General features: G+C 40.5%; 21 protein-coding genes and 1 riboswitch. Of the genes, 11 read left to right on the top strand and 10 right to left on the bottom strand.

The window, feature by feature from the left end; genetic code table 11:
* Nucleotides 1-555: 555 nt before the first annotated feature.
* From MTCD1_RS16610 to MTCD1_RS16635, 6 genes are all read right to left on the bottom strand, one after another.
* A complete protein-coding gene (locus tag MTCD1_RS16610; protein ID WP_057180430.1) occupies nucleotides 556-1,326 on the bottom strand; it encodes an SDR family oxidoreductase in 771 nt (256 codons plus the stop codon).
* Between the two features lie 10 nt (nucleotides 1,327-1,336).
* Complete coding sequence (mmsB, locus tag MTCD1_RS16615; RefSeq protein ID WP_057180428.1) at nucleotides 1,337-2,227, bottom strand: 3-hydroxyisobutyrate dehydrogenase; 891 nt, start codon at nucleotides 2,225-2,227, stop codon at nucleotides 1,337-1,339.
* A 118-nt stretch (nucleotides 2,228-2,345) separates the two neighbouring features.
* Nucleotides 2,346-3,518: an enoyl-CoA hydratase/isomerase family protein gene (locus MTCD1_RS16620; RefSeq protein ID WP_057180426.1), complete on the bottom strand. Its 1,173-nt coding sequence runs from the start codon at nucleotides 3,516-3,518 to the stop codon at nucleotides 2,346-2,348.
* 44 nt (nucleotides 3,519-3,562) lie between these two features.
* On the bottom strand, nucleotides 3,563-4,351 hold the full coding sequence (locus tag MTCD1_RS16625; RefSeq protein WP_057180424.1) for an enoyl-CoA hydratase: 789 nt from the start codon (nucleotides 4,349-4,351) through the stop codon (nucleotides 3,563-3,565).
* A 143-nt stretch (nucleotides 4,352-4,494) separates the two neighbouring features.
* The gene (locus tag MTCD1_RS16630) at nucleotides 4,495-5,652 is read right to left on the bottom strand and encodes an acyl-CoA dehydrogenase family protein (protein ID WP_057180422.1); all 1,158 of its coding nucleotides are present in this window, start codon (nucleotides 5,650-5,652) and stop codon (nucleotides 4,495-4,497) included.
* Nucleotides 5,653-5,840: 188 nt separating this feature from the next.
* Entirely contained in the window at nucleotides 5,841-7,025 is a 1,185-nt protein-coding gene (locus MTCD1_RS16635) for an acetyl-CoA C-acyltransferase (RefSeq protein WP_057180420.1), read from the bottom strand.
* A 309-nt stretch (nucleotides 7,026-7,334) separates the two neighbouring features.
* Between MTCD1_RS16635 and MTCD1_RS16640 the strand changes: the two genes are divergently transcribed.
* The 10 genes from MTCD1_RS16640 to MTCD1_RS16685 all read left to right on the top strand — a co-directional run bounded on the left by MTCD1_RS16640 (nucleotide 7,335) and on the right by MTCD1_RS16685 (nucleotide 18,467).
* Nucleotides 7,335-7,724 (top strand): MerR family transcriptional regulator, encoded by a 390-nt coding sequence (locus MTCD1_RS16640; protein ID WP_057180418.1) that lies wholly within the window; start codon nucleotides 7,335-7,337, stop codon nucleotides 7,722-7,724.
* 119 nt (nucleotides 7,725-7,843) lie between these two features.
* On the top strand, nucleotides 7,844-9,013 hold the full coding sequence (locus MTCD1_RS16645; RefSeq protein ID WP_057180416.1) for an isovaleryl-CoA dehydrogenase: 1,170 nt from the start codon (nucleotides 7,844-7,846) through the stop codon (nucleotides 9,011-9,013).
* A gap of 312 nt (nucleotides 9,014-9,325) precedes the next feature.
* Nucleotides 9,326-10,942 carry a carboxyl transferase domain-containing protein gene (locus MTCD1_RS16650; RefSeq protein ID WP_057180414.1) on the top strand — a complete coding sequence of 539 codons (1,617 nt, stop codon included), beginning with the start codon at nucleotides 9,326-9,328 and terminating at the stop codon, nucleotides 10,940-10,942.
* Between the two features lie 88 nt (nucleotides 10,943-11,030).
* On the top strand, nucleotides 11,031-11,885 hold the full coding sequence (locus MTCD1_RS16655; RefSeq protein ID WP_057180412.1) for an enoyl-CoA hydratase/isomerase family protein: 855 nt from the start codon (nucleotides 11,031-11,033) through the stop codon (nucleotides 11,883-11,885).
* Nucleotides 11,886-11,889: 4 nt separating this feature from the next.
* The gene (locus MTCD1_RS16660) at nucleotides 11,890-13,950 is read left to right on the top strand and encodes an acetyl/propionyl/methylcrotonyl-CoA carboxylase subunit alpha (RefSeq protein ID WP_057180410.1); all 2,061 of its coding nucleotides are present in this window, start codon (nucleotides 11,890-11,892) and stop codon (nucleotides 13,948-13,950) included.
* A complete protein-coding gene (locus MTCD1_RS16665; RefSeq protein ID WP_057180409.1) occupies nucleotides 13,950-14,891 on the top strand; it encodes a hydroxymethylglutaryl-CoA lyase in 942 nt (313 codons plus the stop codon). Before MTCD1_RS16660 ends, MTCD1_RS16665 begins: the two co-directional genes overlap by 1 nt.
* A 31-nt stretch (nucleotides 14,892-14,922) precedes the next feature.
* Entirely contained in the window at nucleotides 14,923-15,648 is a 726-nt protein-coding gene (locus MTCD1_RS16670; protein WP_057180407.1) for a CoA transferase subunit A, read from the top strand.
* Nucleotides 15,649-15,650: 2 nt separating this feature from the next.
* Nucleotides 15,651-16,307 carry a 3-oxoacid CoA-transferase subunit B gene (locus MTCD1_RS16675; protein ID WP_057180405.1) on the top strand — a complete coding sequence of 219 codons (657 nt, stop codon included), beginning with the start codon at nucleotides 15,651-15,653 and terminating at the stop codon, nucleotides 16,305-16,307.
* A 228-nt stretch (nucleotides 16,308-16,535) separates the two neighbouring features.
* A riboswitch (cyclic di-GMP riboswitch) is annotated at nucleotides 16,536-16,638 on the top strand.
* Between the two features lie 59 nt (nucleotides 16,639-16,697).
* Nucleotides 16,698-17,057 carry a DUF3718 domain-containing protein gene (locus tag MTCD1_RS16680; protein ID WP_231732984.1) on the top strand — a complete coding sequence of 120 codons (360 nt, stop codon included), beginning with the start codon at nucleotides 16,698-16,700 and terminating at the stop codon, nucleotides 17,055-17,057.
* 258 nt (nucleotides 17,058-17,315) lie between these two features.
* The gene (locus tag MTCD1_RS16685) at nucleotides 17,316-18,467 is read left to right on the top strand and encodes a patatin-like phospholipase family protein (RefSeq protein ID WP_057180403.1); all 1,152 of its coding nucleotides are present in this window, start codon (nucleotides 17,316-17,318) and stop codon (nucleotides 18,465-18,467) included.
* An 82-nt stretch (nucleotides 18,468-18,549) separates the two neighbouring features.
* On the opposite strand, the gene MTCD1_RS16690 is transcribed toward MTCD1_RS16685, so the two are convergent.
* Nucleotides 18,550-20,517, bottom strand: a complete 1,968-nt coding sequence (locus MTCD1_RS16690) for a monovalent cation:proton antiporter family protein (RefSeq protein ID WP_057180402.1) — start codon at nucleotides 20,515-20,517, stop codon at nucleotides 18,550-18,552.
* 360 nt (nucleotides 20,518-20,877) lie between these two features.
* Here MTCD1_RS16690 and MTCD1_RS16695 point away from each other — a divergent pair, with 360 nt between their 5' ends.
* Nucleotides 20,878-21,795 (top strand): GGDEF domain-containing protein, encoded by a 918-nt coding sequence (locus tag MTCD1_RS16695; protein ID WP_057180401.1) that lies wholly within the window; start codon nucleotides 20,878-20,880, stop codon nucleotides 21,793-21,795.
* 31 nt (nucleotides 21,796-21,826) lie between these two features.
* Here MTCD1_RS16695 and MTCD1_RS16700 read toward each other — a convergent pair whose 3' ends face one another.
* The 3 genes from MTCD1_RS16700 to psrA form a co-directional block, all read right to left on the bottom strand.
* Nucleotides 21,827-22,537, bottom strand: a complete 711-nt coding sequence (locus MTCD1_RS16700) for a hypothetical protein (RefSeq protein ID WP_057180399.1) — start codon at nucleotides 22,535-22,537, stop codon at nucleotides 21,827-21,829.
* Nucleotides 22,538-22,581: 44 nt separating this feature from the next.
* Nucleotides 22,582-23,934, bottom strand: a complete 1,353-nt coding sequence (locus tag MTCD1_RS16705) for a DEAD/DEAH box helicase (protein ID WP_057180397.1) — start codon at nucleotides 23,932-23,934, stop codon at nucleotides 22,582-22,584.
* Between the two features lie 238 nt (nucleotides 23,935-24,172).
* Nucleotides 24,173-24,805: a TetR family transcriptional repressor PsrA gene (psrA, locus tag MTCD1_RS16710; protein WP_057180395.1), complete on the bottom strand. Its 633-nt coding sequence runs from the start codon at nucleotides 24,803-24,805 to the stop codon at nucleotides 24,173-24,175.
* Between the last annotated feature and the right edge of the window lie 802 nt (nucleotides 24,806-25,607).

Consider the following 25,607-nt stretch of genomic DNA (forward strand, 5'->3'; position numbering starts at 1 on the left):
TTTGCATGAACATCATTCATTAAGCGTTTTTGTTCTCCCCGAAAGGAAAACTATGTAAAACAACATTAATGTGAGTGCCCACACAAATTGCATGATAACTAATTGTTAAAGAAAAGAGGTCTTAGTCGCATTCGCTAAGTACCTTTACTTCTTGCTAACGTTGCCGTTTGCCCGAAGCAGGATGCGCATTGTACGCTTCCGAGTTTTGATGTCAACGTTTATTTTAAATTTAATTAGAAAGCTTATTTTCTAGTTAATAACTAAACGTTAAGTTAGCTGACTTACCTTAAAAGGAAGTAGATAACTTATCAAAACAGTTAACTGCGTCCTGCGTTAACTTAATACACTACATCCTGTAGATAACGTCCAGTTGGTTAAGCTATTTGCCTGAACCCCTTGGAACTGGATGCGCATTCTATAGAGTTTTTCATTTAGTACAATACTTATTTTTATTTTTTTACTAATATGGGTTCGTTCGCATAAATATCATACAAAGTAGTGACTAATCGGCTAAGTATCGCGCTAAAAAACAGGCTGTATAGACAAAACATCAAGCTACATGCAAAGACCACCGTCTATTTCTATAACACGGCCAGTGAAGAATTCATTTTCAAAGATATATTTCGCCGTATGGGCAATTTCTTCTGCTTCACCTAAACGGCCAACGGGTTTCATTTTCTCTAACCTGTCACGCATCTCAGGTTTCATAGCATCTGTCATTGCTGTCTTGATCACCCCTGGAGCAATAGCAGCCACTCGAATACCGTGACGGCCTAGCTCTCTTGCCCAAGTTGTTGTCATAGCAACCACACCCGCTTTTGCTGCAGCATAGTTGGTTTGGCCTATATTCCCACCACGGGCAATTGATGACATATTGATGATAACACCGGTTTTACCACCTTCAATCATATGCACTGCTGCTTCACGGCCACATAAAAATACGCCGGTAAGATTAACGTCAATCACTGCTTGGAAGCTTGCTAAAGACATCTTCTTAATTACAACACCGTCTTTAGCTTTTACAAACATACCATCACGTAAAATACCCGCATTATTAACTAAGCCGTCAATGCCGCCAAAATCTTCATTGATCTGTTGAAAAGTTTGCTCTACTTCAGCTTCTTTACAGACATTAGCTAGGTAATAGTTAACTTTTACGCTGTTATGGCCAGCAGCTTTAACTTGTTCAGCACTTTCTTTTAGTTGCTGTTCGTTTAAATCGATCAACGCGATATTTGCGCCACTTTGGGCAAAGCTCATAGCCATAGTCAAACCAAGTCCTTGACCACCACCCGTAATCACGATTGTTTTATCTTGTAATTTCATTTGTCTCAACTTACTTTTTATTAAATAGTTTAAATATACTGGAAAAATCTTTACTACCATTGCCCGAGGCTGCATGCATAGCGTATAAGCTTCGCGCTAACGCCCCCATAGGGGTAGAAGATTGACTTGCTAAGGAGGTTTCCATGGCTAAGCCTAAATCTTTAGCCATTAAATCCACCATAAAACCACCCTGGTAATCATTCGAGGCAGGTACATTGTCCATAACACCTGGACAAGGGTTATAACCATCAAGGGTCCAGTTACTGCCTGAACTTTTACTCATGATGTTTGATAGCACCTTGGGGTCTAAGCCATTGGCAAGCCCTAATTGTAATGCCTCACTGGTACCGACCATTAATACCGACAACAGCATGTTATTGCATACTTTGGCAATTTGTCCGGCACCATGAACACCGGCATGAAAAATATTCTTACCCATAGCCATAAGGATCGGCTCAGCTTGAGCAAACTCTTCAGTGCTGCCACCGACCATAAAACTTAAAGTACCGGCAACCGCACCACCAACACCTCCAGAAACCGGCGCATCAACAAAGTTGATATCCTTTGTTGCTAAAGCTTTAGCGACTTTACACGAAGTAGCAGCATCAATTGTTGATGAGTCAATAACTAAACAGCCCGCTTCAATATGATTAATCAGTCCGGTATTTTCTGCCAGGTATACCGCGTCAACATGTTTACCTGCTGGTAGCATTGAGATAACAAATTGTGCTCCTTGCACACATGCTATAGCACTGGCTTTAGTACTAGCTCCTGCGGCAACAACATGAGCCACAGCATCTGCTGAAAGATCAAAAACACAAACTTGGTGACCCGCTTTAGCTAAGTTAATAGCCATTGGGCCGCCCATATTACCTAAACCAATAAAAGCGATATTTGCCATGGGTATTCCTTTTAAATTATTATTGTCATTATCGTTGTTATATATGTTGTTATATCTTATCGATGAACCAAGTGCTAACTCAGCACTTGGTCTGTGCCTTAGTCGGTGTTAAGCAAGTTTAGCCAAGTTTAGCCAGTGGATGTGCTGCTTTTGACCATTTAGACTCGAAAAACCAAGCAAGCACCTTGCTGTCAATTGACTCAACAGATGGATATCGCCATTGTGGACTATTATCTTTATCAATTAATAATGCCCTGACACCTTCAAGGAACTCGCCGAAGTGTCCACATTTAACCGCTAAATTCAATTCCATGCGAAAACACTCTGCCAGTGACAGGCCTTTGCCTAATTTAAATTGCGTATAAGCCAGTTGAGCACTCAAGGCACTGCCCTTTTGCAACGATTTTTTCGCTCTACTTAGCCATTTATCTTCATTTTCAATATTTAAGATAGCAGCAATAATTTCACTTAAGCCTTGGTTATCCACAACCTGGCTTATGAGTATTTGATGTTCTCTTAATAGTGACGTGGGCAGTTTACTGATTGAGCCTTGTTCAAACTCTTGCAATAATTGTGATGCTTTGTCGTGATTTAATGGGATTGTCTCTCCCCAATTAATCATTTTAAGTTGATTGAGAAAGTTATCCTTCTGTTGTTGTTCAATAAAATAATCGGCCAGCTGGCAATACTTGGCATCGGCAGCATTTATTGATGCCCCGGTTAACGTAAGAAATAAACCACAGCCAGCAGGCATTTTATTGAGAAAGTAACTGCCACCGACATCAGGGAATAAACCAATACTAATTTCCGGCATAGCAATACGTGAATTTTCGGTGACAATTCGATGACTGCCACCAACAAGCATACCTAAGCCCCCCCCCATGACAATACCACTACCCCAAACAATAAAAGGTTTGTTAAAGGTATGAATTAAATAATCTAATTGGTATTCTTGGGTAAAATATTCTTCAATTTCTGGCGCGAAGTTTTTATCGGCAATCCGTTCTGTCGTTTTATCTTTATTACTGGTGCTAGCTTTTATGGCATTACCTTTCATCGCATCAAATAAATGGACGATATCACCGCCGGCACAAAAGGCTTTCTCACCTTCGCCTTGCAAAAACACCGCAGCAATGTTTTGCTGCTGCTGCCAGATAAGCAACTGTGGGTAAAGTAGGCCAATCATCTTGCCACTGAGGGCATTGAGTGATTTAGGCGAATTAAGGGTGATCACGCCAACCTTTTTACCGTTATCACAATTAAGTTCATGAAAAAGAACTACGTCCGTCATAATTTTTCCTATTTATATGCTGTTTAGGTTTTAAAGTATCAATACTACTTATTTAGCCAGACAGGCTTACGTTTATCTAGAAAAGCTTGTACGCCTTCTTTTTGATCAAGTGAGTCAAACAAGTCGACAAACGCTTGCCGTTCTTGTGGCAGGGCTTGCTCAATGGGCATAACGCGATTCTTTTGTATTAAATGTTTACAAGCAGCTACTGCGACCGGACTTTGCTTGGCAACCTTTTCAGCTAAAGCGATGGCAGCACGCTTGCCTTCACCTTTAGCAACAACTTCTTCAACCAAATTAATGGCTAGTGCTTTATCAGCGTTAACTCGCTCACCACACAAGATCATGCGTTTGGTCCAACCTTCGCCGACCAGTAAGGCAAGGTTTTGTGTACCACCAGCACAAGGTAATAAACCAACACTTGCTTCAGGTAATGCCATTACGGCATGCTCTTCGGCAATACGGATATCGCAAGCCAAGGCGACTTCTAGCCCTCCGCCCATAGCGTAGCCATTAATCGCTGCAATTGAAACACCGCGAAAAGTAGCTAGCGTTTCAAATGCCTGAGCAAAAATATCACTCATATCTCTTGCAACTTGTTTATCGCCATCGGCGAAAACATTAAGATCAGCGCCGGCTGAGAAAAATTTACCGCCATCTCCCGTTAAGACCAAGGCATAAATATTTTTATCTTCATTGAGCGACAACACCAAATCTCGTAAGTCTGCCAAGCTCTGTGCCGTCCAAGTGTGCGCGGGTGGATTATTAAAGGTAACAACGGCGGTATGGGCAATAACTTCTACAGTTAAAAACTGTGATGAATAATCAGACATTTTCTTTCCTCTACTAGGTACTTTGCTTAGTACTTTATATATGGGCTGTTATATTAACTTTGATTTGAGTCTTATTTGGGCTTTAACTTAAATCTATAGTTAGAACAAAAAGGACGTTAAACGCCCTTATCGGGAGACTTTGCCTAAAGTATTTGTCCTGCCCCTTCAGTTAATAGTCGGCGGGCAATAATCACCCGCATGATTTCATTGGTACCTTCAAGAATTTGATGAACACGAACATCTCTAAAGTGACGCTCTAATGGAAACTCTTTCATATAGCCATAGCCGCCATGAATTTGTAGGGCTGCATCACAAACTTGGAAACCTATATCTGTAGCAAACCGTTTTGCCATGGCACAATAGGCGGTTTTCTCGGGATCGTTTTGATCTAATTTATAAGCAGCTAAGCGCACAAGTTGTCTTGCTGCGACCAACTCAGTTGCCATATCGGCTAGTTTAAATTGTAAACCTTGAAAAGCAGCAATGGGTTTACCAAACTGTTGACGTTCTTGCATATAAGTCGTGGCAGTATTTAGCGCTTGTTGCGCAGTACCAATCGAGCAAGTAGCTATATTAATACGACCGCCATCAAGTCCCTTCATGGCAAGAGAAAAGCCCTCACCTTCTTTGGCAAGTAAATTTTCTCGTGGGATTTTTACATTATCAAACGTAATTTGCTTAGTCGGTTGGGCATTCCAACCCATTTTTTCTTCTGCCTTACCATAAATAACACCTTCGGCGTCAGCGGGAATAACCACGGCAGAAATACCTTTGGCACCCGCTTCACCTGTGCGCACCATCACAACTAAAACATCGGTTTCACCGGCACCTGAAATAAACATTTTCGAGCCATTGATAATATAATGGTCACCGTCAATTTTTGCACTGGTACTAAGTGATGCTGCATCAGAGCCAGAGCCTGGCTCTGTTAAACAATAGGATGCTAACTTCTCACCAGTAACTAACGATGGGCACCAAGCCGCTTTTATTGTTGCAGTGCCCCATGTTGCAATCATCCATGTTGCCATATTATGAATAGTCATCATGGCCGTGGTAGTGGTACAACCCATGGATAGTTGTTCAAATATTATTGATGAGTCTAATCGACTAAGCCCTAAACCACCGGCCTCTTCTGGTGCATATAAGCCACAAAAACCTAACGCCCCAGCTTTAGTAATGACATCTTTTGGAAAGGTATGCTCTCGGTCCCACTTGGCAGCATTCGGTAATAATTCGCTGTCGCTAAATTGCTTGGCGGTTTCAGCAAACATTTTCTGGTCTTCAGTCAAATCAAAATTCATCAGTAATTCCTATCTTAAAAGGCATCTTTATATGTTCAGCTTTAAGTTGTATGGTTCATGTTAAAGGAAAAAACACGGCGCTGACGCGAGTCATTAGCCCAAACATCGTGTTTACACCTTTGTCGCCAATCTTTGATTGGGCAAATTTCCCCACATAAATTGGGCTATACAAGCATGAAGGTGGTCAGTTACAGTATTTCTAAGGCAATAGCAGTTGCTTCACCGCCGCCAATACAAAGGGAAGCTACCCCTTTAGATAAACCTTTATTTTTTAAAGCGTGAATTAAGGTCACCATAATACGGGCGCCACTTGCTCCTAATGGATGACCGAGCGCACAGGCGCCGCCATGAATATTTACTTTATTAATATCTAATGACATTTCTTTAACCGCTAACATAGTTACCATAGCAAAGGCTTCATTAATTTCAAATAAATCAACATCATCGGTAGACCAATTAGCCTTAGCTAACACTTTACTCATAGCTCCTACCGGTGCAACAGTAAACTCGCTTGGTGCTTGTGCGTGAGTGGCATGGGCAACTATTTTACAAAGTGGTGTTAAATCACGAGATTTTGCTTCAGATAGTTTCATCATAACCAGTGCTGCTGCGCCGTCAGAAATGGAGCTAGAGTTAGCAGCAGTAATAGTACCGTCCTTTTTAAAGACTGCACGTAACGAAGGAATCTTATCTGGGCGTGCATTACCCGGTTGCTCATCGGTATCAATAACCACTTCGCTACGACGATTTTTCACCGTCACGGCTGTTATTTCATTTTTAAAAGCACCCGATTCAATCGCTTGGTTAGCTCGACTAAGTGAGCGTATGGCAAATTCATCCATAGCTTCACGAGTAAAGTTTGCTTCATCAGCAGTATCTTGGGCAAAACAGCCCATAGCAATGCCGTCATACGCATTTTCTAAACCGTCTTGCATCATATGATCAATGACTTGGCCATGTCCCATACGCAAACCTGTCCTTGCTTTAGGTAAAATATAAGGCGCATTACTCATACTTTCCATACCGCCGGCCACTGCTGTATCGATAGAGCCAGCAAGTAAAGCATCGTGTGCTTGCATAACAGCTTTCATACCTGAACCACACACTTTATTGATAGTGGTACAAACGGTTGATAAAGATAAATCCGCAGCAATTGCAGCTTGTCTAGCCGGTGCTTGTTTTAAACCAGCAGGTAAAACACAGCCCATAATGACCTCGTCAATTTGGTCAGCAGCTAAGTTAGCTTGAGCGACTGCAGCTTTAATTGCATTAGCACCTAGGTCAGGCGCAGTAACGCTGGCAAAGCAACCGCCAAAACCGCCCATAGGGGTTCTTACCGCGGAAACAATAACAATAGGATCAGATGATGACATTCGGTTCTCCAACACATTTAATCAGAAATAATAATTAGTAATTGTTCAAGCCTAACTTAATAATTGCTTTACGCCAACGTAAACTTAAAGGCTTATGTTCCATGCAATTGATAAAGTGTAAGCAGTTAATTACAGCAACTAGCTACAGACTTTCCTATACTAGATAGCTATAAAATCATCAGGGTATGGCTAATCATAGAGCAAGTGTCAGTTTAACTTTAGCGACAAGGTATAACTTCAACAACCTTTACGTTAACGTAAACTTCATATAAGATAAATCAATAAATAATTTTATTGAGTAAATATTGCATGAGCCAGAAACTGACTTCGATAAAGTTTTCAATCAGTGATTTATCGAAAGAGTTTGATATCACCACCCGCAGCATACGTTTTTATGAAGACCAAGGATTACTTTCTCCGGCAAGAAAAGGTCAGACTCGAATTTATAACCAACGAGATAAAGTTCGACTAAAGTTGATTCTCCGTGGTAAACGACTAGGGTTTTCGTTAGCGGAAACCGGTCGTTTGTTTGAGCTTTATGATGTTGATAAAACCAGTGCGATACAGTTAACTAGCATAATGACATTGATCACTAATAAGAAAGGTGATTTAAAGCAACAACTTAATGATATTAATGCGGTTTTAATTGAACTTAATGACTTAGAGGATAACTGTAATAGCATCCTCAAAACCCTGTAGAAAAATTTATTTAACAGCACAATGAATTATAAAAAATATAAATAAAACCAAGCCCATTTAACGTTACCTGCTCGGCACTGTTGTTCATTGTCTGGCTGAGTTCAACAAGAGGAAAAATCATGATTTCACGATACAATTCACTTAACTTTAATTTAGGTGAAACAACCGACATGATTCGCGATCAGGTGAATGCTTTTGCCCGTGATGAAATAGCGCCACGCGCAGCACAAATAGATATTGATAATGAATTTCCAAATGATTTATGGCGTAAGTTTGGTGATATGGGTTTATTAGGCATAACCGTTGCGGAAGAGTTTGGCGGTAGTGGCTTAGGTTATATGGAACATGTGATTGCCCTTGAAGAGATCAGCCGCGCAAGTGCCTCGGTTGGATTAAGTTATGGCGCGCATTCTAACCTTTGTGTTAATCAAATTAACCGTAATGGTACCCAAGCACAAAAAGAAAAATATTTACCTAAGTTATGTTCAGGTGAACATATTGGCGCATTAGCCATGAGTGAGCCCAATGCCGGTTCAGATGTAGTAAGCATGAAACTTAGTGCCATTAAAAAAGGTGATAAATACGTCTTAAATGGCACCAAAATGTGGATTACTAATGGTCCTGATGCGCACACTTTTGTTATTTATGCAAAAACAGATATCCATGCCGGTTCAAAAGGCATAACAGCGTTTATTGTCGAACGTGATTACCCCGGTTTTTCTCGCCATCAAAAATTAGACAAACTAGGTATGCGCGGTTCAAACACCTGTGAATTAGTGTTTCAAGACTGTGAAGTACCCGCAGAAAATGTCTTAGGTGAAGTCGGCAGTGGCGTAAAAGTGCTCATGAGCGGTTTAGATTATGAGCGTGTAGTACTTTCTGGTGGTCCGCTAGGTATTATGACTGCCTGTATGGACAATGTTGTTCCTTATATTCATGACAGAAAACAGTTTGGTCAAGCCATTGGTGAATTTCAATTAATTCAAGGAAAAATTGCCGATATGTATACACAAATGAATGCTGCTCGTTCATATGTTTATAACGTAGCTCAAGCTTGTGACCGTGGTGAAACCACCCGTAAAGATTCTGCTGGAGTTATTTTATATAGCGCAGAATTGGCGACAAAAATGGCATTAGATGCGATTCAAATATTAGGTGGCAATGGCTATATCAATGAGTTCCCGGTTGGGCGTTTATTACGTGATGCTAAATTGTATGAAATAGGTGCTGGTACGTCAGAGATCCGTAGAATGTTGATAGGTCGTGAATTGTTTAACGAATCTAAATAGCGAGCCATCTTGTCGTTAGATGGTGCAATAAAGTCGTCAACAGTACTCATTGACTCACGTCAACTCCGTGCTCTTTCCTTTTTATTGCACCATTTAACTTAAAGCTGAATCACTATAGCTATTATTTAAATAAAGATATTAAAAGCTAAACACAGAGTTAGAATTGAACCAGTAATAGTTTAATTTGCAGCAAGTGAGATCTAATACAAGGCAAAAAAGCAGAGTTGACGTCAGTCAATGATCATTTTTCACGCAGTATTAGAGCTCAATAGAAAAAATAAACTATTACTAACTAATTTATAAGGTTTTCCCGTGGCAAAAATAGTAAGTAAAATAAACACTCGCAGCCAAGACTTTGTCGATAACGCTGCTCATATGCAAAGTCAAATTGATGATTTGCGCGAAAAACTCAGTGAAGTAAAACTAGGTGGCGGTGAAAAAAGTCGTCAACGACATTTAGACAGAGGTAAGTTGTTGCCGCGTGACCGAGTTAACGCACTACTTGACCCTGGTTCCGCTTTTCTCGAATTATCACAATTAGCAGCTTATAAAGTCTATGACGACTACGTACCCTGTGCCGGCATTATTACCGGTATTGGTCGCGTTTCCGGACAAGAGTGTGTCATTGTTGCTAATGATGCCACCGTTAAAGGCGGTACTTACTACCCGTTAACGGTAAAAAAACATCTTAGAGCTCAGGCTATAGCACAAGAAAACAACTTGCCTTGTATCTATCTCGTAGACTCAGGTGGTGCAAATTTACCCAACCAAGATGATGTTTTCCCAGATAAAGAGCACTTTGGTCGAATTTTCTTTAATCAAGCCAATATGTCGGCCAACAATATCCCTCAAATTGCTGTGGTGATGGGCTCCTGTACTGCGGGTGGTGCTTATGTTCCTGCTATGGCTGATGAATCAATCATTGTTAAAGAGCAAGGTACTATTTTTTTAGCTGGTCCACCATTGGTTAAGGCCGCGACCGGTGAAATAGTTAGCGCAGAAGAATTAGGGGGTGCAGATGTACATTGTCGTACCTCTGGGGTAACCGATCATTACGCCCAAAACGACCATCATGCCCTTGATATTGCCCGCGCTGCGATTAAAAACTTAAATAGAGTAAAACCGATAAATCTTAATGTGGAATCACTTAATAATGTAGTAGAGCCGGCTTACCAAGCCGATGAAATATACGGCATTATTCCGAAAGATACCCGCCAGCCTTATGATGTACGTGAAGTTATTGCCCGTATAGTTGATGGCAGTAATTTGGATGAGTTTAAAGCACTTTATGGTAGTACCCTGGTATGTGGCTTTGCCAGTATCTTTGGTTACCCGGTGGGAATCGTGGCAAACAATGGCGTGTTATTTGGTGAGTCAGCTGAAAAAGGTGCTCATTTTATTCAACTGTGTGCGCAACGTAAAATACCACTAGTGTTTTTACAAAATATTACCGGTTTTATGGTCGGAAAACAGTATGAAGCAGGTGGTATTGCAAAACACGGGGCAAAAATGGTAACCGCAGTTGCCACCGCGAAAGTCCCCAAATTTACTATTTTAATTGGTGGCAGCTTTGGCGCCGGCAATTACGGTATGTGTGGCCGAGCCTATGATCCACGTTTCTTATTTATGTGGCCAAATGCCAGGATTTCGGTAATGGGCGGAGAGCAAGCTGCGGGTGTGATGGCACAAGTTACCCGAGATAAAAAAGAACGTAATGGCGAAACTTGGTCTGCGGCAGAAGAAGAAGCCTTTAAACAACCGATTATTGCCGACTATGAACACCAAGGTCACCCTTATTATGCCTCTGCCCGTTTATGGGATGACGGCATTATAGACCCCGCTGATACCCGTCAAGTCTTAGGCTTAGCCATATCAGCGTCACTAAACAAACCCATTGAAGACACTAAATTTGGTATTTTCAGAATGTAACGTGCCCTCACGGGGAAATATAATTGATTAATAGTGCCGGTACTATTAAGCGATACTCTCTCCCCGTAATAAGCGTAAAGGAAAAAGTATGTCGATTGACACAGCAGACTCAAATAAGTCAAAGAAAGTGCTTTATACAGTAAGCGATAATGGCGTAGCTACCGTTACTTTGAATAACACTGAAAAACACAATGCTTTTGATGACATTATTATCAAAACCTTAACCGATATTTTCAATGATATTGCTAAGCGCGACGATATTAACATCATGGTGCTAGCGGCTAATGGTAAAAGCTTTAGTGCCGGTGCTGATTTAGCGTGGATGAAACGTATGGCCGGTTATTCTTATGAAGATAACCTCAAAGATGCCACTAAATTAGCGCAAATGCTTAAAGCGTTAAATTTTATGCCACAAGCAACCATAGCTAAAATTCAAGGCGCTGCATTTGGCGGTGCTGTAGGCTTAGCCAGTTGTTGTGACATAGTTATCGCCAGCAACAAAGCCAGTTTTTGCTTAAGCGAAGTTAAGTTAGGGCTTATTCCTGCAACCATAAGTCCTTATGTTGTTAATGCCATAGGTTTAAAAGCGTCACGACGCTATTTTCAAACTGCTGAGCGATTTTTTGCTGATAAAGCCATGCAACTTGGTTTAGTTGATGAAGTGGTCGAGGCAGAGGAGTTAACGCCAGCGGTAGATAAAATGATAGCCACCTTGCTTAACAATAGCCCACAAGCAATGAGACAAGCGAAACAACTCGCTTTTGATGTTGCTTATCAAGATATCAACGAACAGCTACTCAGCGACACCAGTGCACGTATTGCCAGTATTCGAGTTTCAAGTGAAGGACAAGAAGGCCTTAGCGCTTTTTTTGATAAACGTAGTCCTGCTTGGCAACAAAGTGCCACAACCGGCAGTCACCTCAGTAAAGACAGCGAAGGATAAATAGATGTTTAGTAAAATATTAATTGCTAACCGTGGTGAAATTGCTTGCCGCATCATAAAAACAGCCAAAAAAATGGGTATTTTAACGGTCGCCGTTTATTCTGATGCCGATAAAGATGCCTTACATGTACATATGGCCGACGAAGCCGTTTATCTTGGCGCCTCACCCTCTCGCGAAAGTTACCTAGTGATAGAGAAAGTGATTGCCGCGGCCAAGAAAACTGGCGCGCAAGCTATCCATCCTGGCTATGGCTTTTTATCAGAAAATGCAGATTTTTGTCGTGCTTGTCAGCAAGAGAATATTACTTTTATCGGCCCTCCTGTGGCAGCCATTGAAGCCATGGGTTCAAAGTCTGCTGCCAAAAACATCATGGCAAAAGCTAAAGTACCCTTAGTACCAGGCTATCATGGTGAGGATCAAAATGAGCACACCTTAAAACAGGCAGCCGATGCTATGGGTTATCCGGTACTACTTAAAGCCACCGCAGGTGGTGGTGGTAAAGGTATGCGCGAAGTATGGAGTGAAGATGAATTCTCTGCAGGTTTTGCTGCGGCCAAACGTGAGGCAATGTCTTCTTTTGGTGACGATACCATGTTGGTTGAGAAATATTTAACGCAACCTCGTCATGTTGAAATTCAAGTCTTTTGCGACAATCACCAGAATGCGGTGTATTTGTTTGAGCGTGATTGCTCGGTACAGCGCCGTCACCAAAAAGTGATTGAAGAAGCGCCAGCATTTAGCATGAGTGAATTTCTGCGCAGTAAAATGGGTGAAACAGCAATTAAGTCTGCCCAAGCGATTGGTTATCAAGGCGCTGGCACGGTTGAGTTTTTACTTGATGTTGATGGCTCATTTTACTTTATGGAAATGAACACCCGCTTGCAAGTAGAGCACCCGGTAACCGAGATGATTTCGGGACAAGATTTAGTCGAGTGGCAATTACGTGTTGCCGCCGGTGAAAAGTTGCCAAAAACACAACAAGAATTAACCATAACGGGTCATGCCTTTGAAGCAAGAATTTATGCCGAAGACCCGAGTAATGATTTTTTACCTGCTACTGGGCAGTTAAATTTATTAAAAACGCCAGTAGAAAGTAAACATGTGCGTATCGATACTGGGGTTCGTCAAGGTGATGAAGTCAGTGTTTTTTATGATCCCATGATTGCAAAATTGATTGTATGGGATGAAAGTAGGGAAAAAGCCTTACAACGTTTAGCTAAAGCCTTACGTGAATATCGCATTGAAGGCGTTACCACCAATATCGAGTTTTTATATAACCTGGTTACCACAGATGCTTTTAAAAATGCCGACATAGACACAAGTTTTATTGAAAAAAATCGCCAAGCTATTTTTCATCAAGCCAATGAAAAGCAAAATGATGAGTTATTAACCAAACAATTACCTACCGCCGCCTTATACCTAATACTCGACCTTGAAAATAAAACCAAAGCGCTAGCAAGACAAAGTAATGATCCTCATTCACCTTGGCATATAACCAACGCTTGGCGTTTAAATGAACCCCATAATCACTCATTAACCTTGGCTTACAATGATATTGAATACGCCGTTACCATTGAGCAAAAGCGTCAAGCCAGTGCTAGCTATTATTTGATCTCCATTAAGGGTAATGGTGTCACTAGCCACGTTGTTGATTGTCAGGGTGAAATTGAAGGTGAAAAAATTACGGTAACTATCGATGGTCATCGTAGCCAAAGTATTGTTGCAGTTACGCATAACAAAACTGATAACCGCATAAGCCTTTATCAAGAGCACGGCGTTTTTAGCTTTAGCCAAGTATTGCCTGACCATGGACAAAATCAGGATGATGATCACCATGGCGGTTTAACCGCACCGATGAATGGCACTATGATTAGTGTCTTGGTCACCCCTGGTGAGCACGTGACTAAAGATCAACCGCTAATGATCATGGAAGCGATGAAAATGGAACACACCATCAAAGCGCCAAGTGACGGAATAGTCAATGAAGTATTTTTCAGTGCCGGTGACATGGTGAGTGGTGGCACAGAATTATTAGTATTTTCAAAAGACGCTGAGGATAATTAATGGCTAATCAACAGATGAGCCTAGCTCCGCAATTGCCAACTAAGGTAAAGATTGTTGAAGTAGGGCCAAGAGATGGCTTACAAAATGAAGCTCTCATTAATGGCAAGGCTATCAGTGCTGCCGATAAAGTCGCGCTAATAGAACTTTTAAGTGATGCTGGCGTAAGTTATATCGAAAGTGGCAGTTTTGTTTCCCCCAAATGGGTGCCACAAATGGCAACCTCTGCGGAGGTTTTTGCCACTATAAAGCGTAACAGCAAAGTAGTCTATGCTGCTTTAACACCCAACATGAAAGGCTATGAGGCGGCGATGGCGGTTAATGCCGATGAGATTGCCATTTTTTCTGCTGCCTCAGAAAGCTTTAGTCAAAAAAATATTAATTGTTCTATCGAAGAAAGCATTGCACGTTTTGCACCTATTATAGCGGATGCTAAAAAACGTAATATTAAAGTACGAGGCTATGTTTCTTGTGTAGTCGGTTGTCCCTATGAAGGTGATATTGCCCCAGAGCAAGTTGCCATGGTGGCACAAAAGTTACATGCCATGGGTTGTTACGAAATATCCCTTGGTGACACCATAGGTATTGGCACCCCAGCCAGCGTAACTAAAATGCTACAGGCAGTAAGTGCCCGTGTACCAACGGCTCAACTAGCGGTTCACTTCCATGATACCTATGGCCAGGCGTTAACTAACATTTACGCCGCTCTACAATTTGGTATTTCAGTAGTTGATAGCGCTATTGCCGGCTTAGGCGGTTGCCCTTATGCTAAAGGTGCATCAGGCAACGTTGCCACAGAGGATGTTGTTTACCTGCTTAATGGTTTAGGTATAACAACGAATATAGATTTTGATAAGTTGCTGCAAGCAGGTTGGTTTATCAGTAAAAAATTAGGCAAACCACCAACTTCTAAAGTATCAACCGCATACCTAGCACAACAATAATCGATTCAGAGTAAAGTAATAGGAGATAAAGATGGCAGGATTTGACAAAGTAGTAGCAAGCTATGAAGAAGCCTTGGCTGGACTTACCGATAACATGACAGTGATTGCCGGTGGCTTTGGCTTATGCGGTATTCCAGAGAATTTAATTAGCGAAATAAAGCGTAAAGGCACTAAAGGTTTAACCTTAGTGTCAAATAACTGTGGTGTCGATGACTTTGGTTTAGGCGTGTTGCTACCAAACCGTCAAATTAAAAAAATAATTGCCTCTTATGTGGGTGAAAATGCTGAATTTGAACGTCAAATGATGGCGGGAGAGTTAGAAGTAGAATTAACCCCACAAGGCACACTGGCAGAAAAAATGCGCGCTGGTGGCGCTGGTATACCGGCATTTTTCACCGCCACAGGTGTCGGCACACCCGTAGCAGAGGGTAAAGAAGTACGTAGTTTTAATGGTAGAGATTATATTCTAGAAGAAGCCCTTATCGGTGACTTTGCCATTGTCAAAGCATGGAAAGCGGACCGGTATGGTAATTTGATTTTTAGAAAAACAGCGCGTAACTTCAACCCATTGGCGGCGACTGCCGGTAAAATTACCGTCGTTGAAGTAGAGGAAATTGTTGAAGTTGGTAGCTTAGACCCAGATCAAATTCATACCCCAGGTATCTATGTAGACCGCCTTATTCAAGGAACTTTTGAAAAACGCATCGAACAACGTACTACTCGCCCTGCAGATCCGCATAAAGTAAAAGGAGCATAACCATGGCTTTATCAAGAGAACAAATCGCCCAGCGTGTTGCCCAAGAGCTAAAAGATGGTTATTACGTTAATCTAGGCATAGGTATTCCGACGTTAGTAGCAAATTATATTCCACAAGATATTGAAGTCATGTTGCAATCAGAAAATGGCTTACTGGGTATGGGACAGTTTCCAACGATAGATGAAATTGATGCCGATCTTATTAATGCCGGCAAACAAACGGTTACTATGGTAAAGGGTGCTTCAGTCTTTGACTCAGCGGAGTCTTTTGCCATGATACGTGGCGGCCATGTCGATTTAACTGTACTAGGCGCCTTTGAAGTGGATGCTAATGGTAATATCGCTTCATACATGATTCCTGGTAAATTGATCAAAGGCATGGGTGGAGCAATGGACTTAGTTGCTGGGGCAGAAAATATCATTGTTACTATGACCCACGCGTCTAAACATGGGGTATCAAAGTTGCTTAAAAACTGCACTCTGCCTTTAACCGGTAGAGGTTGTATTAAAAAAGTATTAACGGATTTAGCCTTTATGGAAATTAAGGACGGGAAGTTTCATTTACTGGAACGTGCCCCTGGTGTTTCCGTTGAAGAAATAATTCAGTTAACAGAAGGTGAGCTTGTTGTTAATGGTGATATAGCAGAGATGAAACTGTAACCCTGTACAATTTCGGACAACTTTGTAACAATATATATTTTATAGACCACAATTAAAAAAAAGCAGGCGCGCCCCCTTATCACAAACAAAAAGGCAATATTAATCAAACCGTTGCCTTTTTTTAATCTAGTAACAATTTAGCTCAATAACGCACAACATGTCACTGACAGTAACAGACCAGCCCATTTAACTTGCACTTTACTAACAATTACGTGATACTTGCTATTGACAAAGAAAAGGCAAAACACGCGAAAACGTGTTACGCAAAACCACCGGTCTAAGGGTTGATTTGCTTTATAGCAAGTTAATCTACGACAGCGGAGTCACCTCGTTAACAGGTACATCCCGTGGTTTTTTCTTTTATTAACTCCATTATTTAAGGTTTTTAAAATGAAAAAATTATTAATAGCTTCAACCATCACTGTTTTAACATTAGCGTCTGTTGTAACAACACCAAAGGCACAAGCTGCTGACATTGCGACAAGTTTATGTCAGTACGTGGCATCCGATGACAAGAAACGCATGCGTTCATTTTTAAAAACGAATAAATTAAAAATTCGTCGTATCTTCAACGGTATTAAGTGTAATGGGAAAAACTTATTAGAGTTTGCATCAACTTCAGGCTCAGTAAAAACAGGTTCTTTGATGATTTCAAAATTACCAAAGAAAGTTGTTTCGGCTAACCTAGCATTCCTGCAAACTGGATCGCAACCATTGATAGACGCTGCTAACGCTCGCGTTAGTAGTTAAAATTATTTTAAAGTAGACGTTAATACCTTTTAGCAATAAAAACGGATGAGTAAAAGCAATACTATTTAATAATTCTATGTCATTTAAAAAGTCAGCTTCTGCTGGCTTTTTTTTGTCTTAAATAAAATATATCGCCTATAATAATCCAGCTATTTCCTAGCGAAGTAAATAAAAAACACTTACACTTAAGTCATTGAAGCCAATTAAGAAATATATTTGTGCAAGTCATTAACAATCATAAAAAACGACTTATTATCTATGACACTAAAAAGAAATTACCTTAATAGTAAAAATGCTCTGGTGCTAACGGGTGGTGGTGCCCGGGCAGCTTATCAAGTTGGCGTATTATCAGCGATAGCAAAGTTTATCCCAAGAAACCATGGTATTCCCTTTCCTATTCTTTGTGGTACCTCTGCCGGAGCCATCAATACCACATCACTTGCCTGTTATGCTTCCTGCTATCATTTGGGAGTAAAAAAACTAGAATGGGCATGGAAAAACTTTAATATATCGAGTATCTACTATAGTGACCCTGTTAGAGTATTTAGTCACATAAGCCAAGCTATGTTAGCGAGCTTTCAAGCTGATTATGCCAATAGATCACCGCGCAGTTTACTAAACAATGCGCCACTAAGAAAGTTACTTGACCAAATACTAGATTTTAACCGTATTGATAAAAATATCGCCCGTGGCTACTTAACCGCCGTATCCATTACCGCATCAAGTTATAGCAATGGTGACTCCATTAGCTTTTATCAATCTGATGGCTTAGCACACCCTTGGTCACGGGTAAAAAGGCGCGGGGAATTGTGTCAGCTAAACACCGAGCATTTAATGGCTTCAGCAGCAATCCCCATGGTATTTCCATCGGTAAAAATTAAAAATCAACACTTTGGTGATGGCTCAGTGCATCAGTTATCACCTTTAAGCCCAGCAATACATTTAGGGGCAAAAAAAATATTTGTTATTGGGGTAGATCAGCCCAAAGAGCCTTTACATGCAAGAGAAAACAATCCCCATCCACCGAGTTCGGCAACGATTGCTGGTCATTTACTGGACTCTATTTTTGCTGATACTATGCATAGCGATCTCGAACGCATGGCCCGTATTAACTCAACCCTCAAGCTAATATCGGCTAAAAATAGAAAGGAAAATGAAGGATTACAGCATATAGATAGCTTTGTCATTAACCCGAGCCATGATTTTAATGCTATTGCTAGTCAGTATTACTACGATTTACCCCTATCTATTCGCATACTTTTACGCGGGGTTGGCATAGGTAATGACTCAGAATCGAGTATCATCAGTTACTTGTTATTTGAAAAAAATTTTTGCGGTGAATTGATAAGGTTAGGCTTCGCTGATGCCATGGAGCAAGAGCAAGCCATTAGAGCCTTTCTAGACATTTAAATAGACAAGTTTTATGTTGTTGCTTAAAAATAGACGCCTTGCGAAGCAAGTATTGTCCTCGCTTAATAAGCTCAGGCAGATACTAGCCGCCTTCTTGTAAGTAACGCTCAACTCGTTCCACTCGGCGCGGTTTTCCTCTAACAACTAGGGTATCTTGATCTTGTAAAACAGTGTCTAATGCGGGTGATTCTGTTTCCACATCACCTCGGTGTAAGGCGACAATATGCACGCGGCGCTGATCTAGCGCTAAGGTAGCAAGTGATTTACCACAGGCAAAAGAGTTATTATTGATGAGTATTGCATGAGCAAATTCAATTCGGTCAATGCCGTCAGGGCTCATATCGGTTTGCTCGCCCTGAAAAAAACCATGCAGGTGGTTATAGTGATTTTTACGCTCTTTTTGCACACGGCGCATAATACGAGAAAAAGGTACGCCTGATAATGACAAGACTTGAGACACCAACATTAAACTACCCTCTAAGCTTTCCGGCACAACTTCATTGGCGCCAGCCGCTTTAAGCGCAGTAAGTTGGTCATCGTTACGTGTTCTAACTAAAATGGGTACCTTTTTATTCATACTTCTTACTTTTTGAATTACCTCAAGGGATTGTTTATCATTGCCAAAAGCAATAACCACCAGTTTAGCTTGGGCTAAATTAGCAGCATTTAGTACCTCTGTTTGCCGACAGGAACCAAAGAGTACCTTCTCACCAGCTTCGCGGGCTTTTCGTGTACGCAGTGGATCGACATCGATAGCGATAAAATCAATTTTATCTTGTTTTAGGAAGCGACTTACTGTTTGACCAATACGGCCAAAACCACAAATAATGACGTGATCAGCCAAGACATTATTTTCCGGTAATTCTGATAAATCTAAGGTCTCTGCGGTCTTTTCTTGACTTAAAAATAGCGCCCAAGATCTAGCATTGTTAATCATAAAAGGGGTGATCGCCATGCTAAGTACTCCTGCACCGAGTAACATAGAGGCGACATCAAGTGATAAGACCTGACTTTGACTGGCTAAAGCAATTAACACAAAACCAAACTCCCCCATTTGCGCCAGCATTAACCCAGATGCCCAAGCATCTTTACCTGACTCTCCCGCTCTAATTGCCAGCGTTTTAATGACCATAACTTTGACCAACATAAAACAGAGCATCAAACTTAATAAACTAAAAGGTGAGGATAATATTAAGCCGACATCTAGCTTCATGCCAACGGTAATAAAAAACAAGCCTAATAAGATATCACGGTAGGGTCTGATATCCGCTTCAAGTTGATGTTTATATTCACTTTCACTTAGCATCATACCAGCAAGAAATGCGCCTAAGGCCATTGATAAACCAAACCACTGGGTGAAAGCAGAAGCTAAAAGGGTAACTAACAAGGTAGTTAAAACAAAAAGCTCATCGGTGCGAACTTGCGCAATAATATTAAAAACTTTTGGCAGTAACCATTTACCAACAAATAACAATAATGCGACTACCACTACCCCTTTAACCATAGCAAGCATTAATGCCCAAACCATGGAACTCTGGCTATCAAGTGCCAACATAGGAATAACAATTAATAAGGGGACTACCGCAACATCTTGGAAAAGTAAAATAGCAACAGACAGTTGCCCCGACTTGCGGTTCATGGCGCCACTTTCACTGAGTTGCCTAATAACAATCGCGGTTGATGAGAGGGCTAATATACTACCAACGACAAAAGCTGCCGATAAACTTAAGCCAAAAGCCAATCCCGCGACCATAAAGATAAGTAAAGAAATAGCCACTTGTAAGCTGCCGACCGAGACCACTAGATGGCGCATGGCCATTAGTCTAGGTAATGAGAATTCCAGCCCTAAGGTAAAGAGTAAAAAAACAATGCCTAGCTCGGCAAAGTGATCATAATCGGCTTGATCATTAGCGATATTTAAGCCATGTTGACCCACGATCATACCCGCGACTAAATACGCTAAGATAGCTGGTAATTTCAACCGACGAAATAGCCATACGACAAATACAGCACAGGTTAATATCGCAAGAATTTCAAAATAACCGCTCACACAACTTCCTTTATTTTGTTATGTTCATTTCTCAGTACAAGTAATAGCTCAAAACTTGACGTTATTTGCCAAGCGGCAATACTTTGCCGTCTAAGCTATGACTCAAGGCAAGAACTAGTTGCAATAATTATAGTTTAGCCAGCATTAAAGTATTTTAACAACAAAAAAAACTACATTTCAATTAGTTAAAGTACTAGATTGCACAAATAATCTCTCTTTGACCTAAAAAACGATACATCCCAACAAAATGGTACATTTATTGCTTTTAAATAAGTAGTGAAAAATAACGTCAAAATATGCTCTTTTAGCAGTAATTTTTGAATAATTGGCGTTAAAAGATATAGTTAATGAGGTTGTCGTATGCAAACACTAAACGTACTTGATAATAGATTCTCACCATTCAATACCTATAGTTCATTGGGCACTGATGCGCTTGTTGCAGAAAATATTACTGATACTGTTTATGATAAACGTAAAGTATTAGACTTTATGACGCAATTACAAACCACACTGGACATAGATACATTATTAAATATTTTTGCCGTAGAAGCGGCACGCTACGTTGATTTTTCTGGACTTTATTTTAAAAGTCAAAGCTTCAATAAGGCATTACGTGGTAGCAGGAAAGCTAAAAAAGAGCGCCGATTTGATTTGAAAATTGCCGATGATTTTATCGGTACCCTCAGCTATGGCATTAATAGTCCGATCAGTTTAACTAATTATAAAGTTTTACAGCAACTGCACCTATGTTTATTGCACCCACTTAAAAATGCGATTGCCTATCATGCTGCGATGCAACTGGCCATGCAAGATGCGTTAACAGGGCTAGGAAATCGCCGTTATTTTGATGAGCAATTAAAACGCGCCATGCATAATGCTAACCGCCATCATAGTTTGGTTGGTTTGGTCTTAAGTGACTTAAATAAGTTTAAAGCGATTAATGATTGTTATGGCCACGCAACCGGCGATTTAGCCTTACGAGAATTTGCCAATGTATTACGTCAGTGTATTCGTGACTCGGACAGCTTATTTAGATTTGGCGGCGATGAGTTTGCCATTATCGTCGAGAATGCTAACGATAGCGCCTTAGCCATTATTGAAAATAGAATAAACCTGGCATTAGCTAGCAATGTATTGTTAAGTAAATATCAATTAAGTTGCAGTTTAGGTTCAACTTTTATGAATAGGGCTGATAATGAAATGAGTTTCTTTGAGCGTGCAGATAAAGTTTTATACCAAAGTAAAATGAAAACGACTGCACATTTAAGTGTGGTCTAAAGAAAGCTGATCTGGCTATCTCTATTTAGCATTAGCCACTGTTATTCATTAGCGCCTTAAAGGCCACTTTACGTTCATTCGCGGTGGCATTCACTAATAGTCGACAAAAACGCACGGCTTGGGCAAATGATTTTTCATCAATATCACCATGACTCATGTATTGTAAAACAGCCATAACATACGGCTCATCTAATAAAAACACCTTGGCATAGTGATTAATCGCCTCAGCTAATGAGGGATACAAGACACCATCAAAACTAAAGGTATCAGCTGCCACTAACTCATCCTCATTGAGTTCAATACCATGAACCACTAATGGCCAGCCTAAATAGTTAACTCTCTCCTTGGCCACTTCATACATAAACCAAGCGCTTCGGGCAAAACCGGCAAAGTTTCCTTGCTCAAATTCACTACTCGCTAATTCTTGCTCAGACCACTGAATACCGATAGCAAGGTCTTTTGCATAGCGCTTTAACAATTGGCGTTTTACCAAGTGTTTAACGGCCCAAATATTCTCTTCATGATTATTTTTAGCCAGTTGTTGACACTCATAGCAAGTTGGCACAGATATCACGGGATGAGAGCATGAGCGTAACAAGTATTGCTTAGTCTCATTAGCAGAAGTCGCACTGATGGCTGGAAAAATAAAACTTACTTGGCTAGGCTCACCGCAAAACCAGCAACAATGCCTTTTACTAAAAGGTGTTTCAATTATTGCTACTGGTGCTATTGGGGTATCCATGTTGGTATGGCAATTTGACACTGAGTGACGTGCTCAGCTAAAAGCTAGCGCTTCCTTTTAATTTTACTATTGTATTTACTGTTAGTTCGCGCCATTTTATTTTTCTGCTGTGCTTTACTTTTAACGTCTTTTTTAGCTACGTTTTGATTTTTTTCTTGGGTAGCACGATATCTATTTTTACTCTCACGCTTAATGTTTTCTTCTTGATAAGCCTCGGCTTCTTGGCGATTAAACTCGTAACCTGGTACGACAATACGTTCAAATTTCCGCCCAATAAGCTCTTCAATATTGCCTAAAAAACGTTCATCTTTGGGGCTTACTAAAGAAATAGCCGTTCCTGATTTTCCCGCCCGGCCCGTACGGCCAACACGATGGACATAATCTTCAGGTAAAAAAGGTAAATGAAAGTTAACTACATAGGGAAGATCTTCAATATCTAAGCCTCGAGCAGCAACATCGGTTGCCACTAATACGCGCACTTTACCTTCTTTAAATTGCTCTAAGGCCTTATTTCTTGCACCTTGGGTTTTATCGCCATGGCATAATGCCGTTTTAATACCGTCAAGTTTTAGCTCTTTTGCTAAGAGGTTAGCACTTTCTTTGGTGCCAGCAAAAACAAGTACTTGCTGCCAGTTATTCACCCCGATCAACTCAGAAAGTAATTCACGTTTGCGCGCTTCACTTACCCAGTAAACTGATTGCTTTATTTTACCTGATGTGGTGTTTTCTCTAGAAACGCTAATGGTCTTTGGCGTCTTTAACAATTTATTGGCTAATGATTTGACCCGTTCTGAAAAAGTGGCGGAAAACATTAACGTTTGATGGTTATGTTTAATCGCTAAGATCAACTTTTCAATATCGGTTAAAAAACCCATATCCAGCATGCGATCGGCTTCATCTAAAACAAGGAATTTCACTTGTGATAAATCTACATTATGCAAGGCTAAGTGCTCTAACAGACGACCAGGTGTGGCCACTAAAACGTCAAGTCCTTGTTTTAGCACCTTAGTTTGTGAGGCCATTTTACCGCCACCATAAATAGCGGCAGTTTTTATCGGCATGAATTGACTAAATTGTTTGATGTTATCAGCAACTTGTTTGGCCAGCTCACGGGTTGGCGTTAATATTAACGCGCGAAGTGCTTGACCTGATGCGCTTTTTTCATTACCTGAAGTATTCGCACTGTGAGCTGCATGGTTGGCTTTAGCAATGGCATCTAAAATGGGTAAGCTAAAAGCTGCTGTTTTTCCAGTACCCGTTTGTGCACTCGCTAAAAGATCTGTGCCTTGGCGAATAACAGGAATAGCTTCTTGTTGAATGGGGGTTAAATTTTTATAACCACAGGCCTTAACCGCTTTTAATAAATCCGCTGATAAGCCAATTGTATCAACACTCATATGTCACCTAAACCCTAAATAAACGCGTAAAAAACTGAAATAGCATAATGGGGCGGGATTATAATACATATTTTTATTAAAAACAGAACTAGTCTTGATTTATTAGCTTGCCCGTTAATTTAGAGCTTAAACTTTTGTTGGCTAGGCGGGCACGCTAGGTCAGCAGTTCCTCCGCCAAGGTTGTTAATGTGAGGGTTTACCCTTGAGAGTAAACCACCGCTAATGCGCTATAAAAATCTTAGTTATAATTAGTAATCGGCGCGGCAACACCCGCGGCAACATAAGGAATAACGCGCTCGATAACTCCAGCAATATCTAACTGATTGTTAAAATCATTTTGGGCAATATCAATCAGGGCTTCACTTGATGACATAGTAAAAACAATAGTGCCCATGGTGAAATGTAAACGCCAAAACATTTCTTCAGTACTCAACTCTGGGTAAGCTTTTTTTACTGCTTTGGTAAAGTTGGTGAACACATCCGGGTACTGGGTTGTGAGGAACCAACGTAAAAATCCTTGGCTGTCGGTATAGCCTCGTCCTAATAACTGCAAAAATGTGCTGGTACCGTTTTCTTTAAACTCATTAAGCTTGAGTAACGGCTCTATAAACGCATAAAAAACCTCTTGTAAGCTCGGTTTACGTTCGGCTTGGCATATTAATGCCAGTGCGGACTCTAATTGCGGTGATAATTCATCCATATAACGAGACATCACGGCTTTGATCAACTCTTTTTTAGAGCCAAAATGATAATTTACAGCCGCTAAATTAACATTAGCTTGGCTGGTAATTTCTCTTAAAGAAGTACCATTAAAACCTTTATCGGCAAAAAGTACATCGGCGGCATCTAATATTTTATTTTTGGTACTCATACTTCAACTTCTAATGTTTGCTTTTTAGCCGATTTAATAGCAATCGCACTAAATATAAATAGCCAGTTTAAACACCCGTTTAAAATAGCGTATTTTTTGTAAATAGGTCAAGCTTTTAAAAAGGTAGATATTAAAATCATTAAAAATAGTGAATCATAATTCTCTACACAAAATGTTACTCTATCTATACAGTAAAACACAACCAGAGCATTTATGATTAACTCAGTTTCAAACACGCAGTGAGTTAAATACCTCCCTGTTGTGTGACTCCCTGTTATATCATTGTTTTTGTTTATTATTGTTTTTATATTTCAACCCTGTTTCATGTTGTAGTTTGCTCATTCCTTTGAATGAGCTTTTTTTTGCCCGAAATTTAACTTTAGCAGTGCTAAGTTCTCCCGTAACAAGGTTAAATTGCAGCTAACAACAGCACTCTAGTACAAAACGTTACCCTATCTATACAGTAAAATACAACCAGAGCATTTATGATTAACTCAGTTTCAAGCACGCAGTGAGTTAAATGCCTCCCGGTCGTGTTGACTCCCTGTTATATCATTGTTTTTGTTTATTATTGTTTTTATATTTCAACCCTGTTTCATGTTGTAGTTTGCTCATTCCTTTGAATGAGCTTTTTTTTGCCCGAAATTTAACTTTAGCAGTGCTAAGTTCTCCCGTAACAAGGTTAAATTGCAGCTAACAACAGCACTCTAGTACAAAACGTTACCCTATCTATACAGTAAAATACAACCAGAGCATTTATGATTAACTCAGTTTCAAGCACGCAGTGAGTTAAATGCCTCCC

Source organism: Colwellia marinimaniae (assembly GCF_002207865.1).
In the GTDB taxonomy this organism is placed as follows: Bacteria; Pseudomonadota; Gammaproteobacteria; order Enterobacterales; family Alteromonadaceae; genus Colwellia; species Colwellia marinimaniae.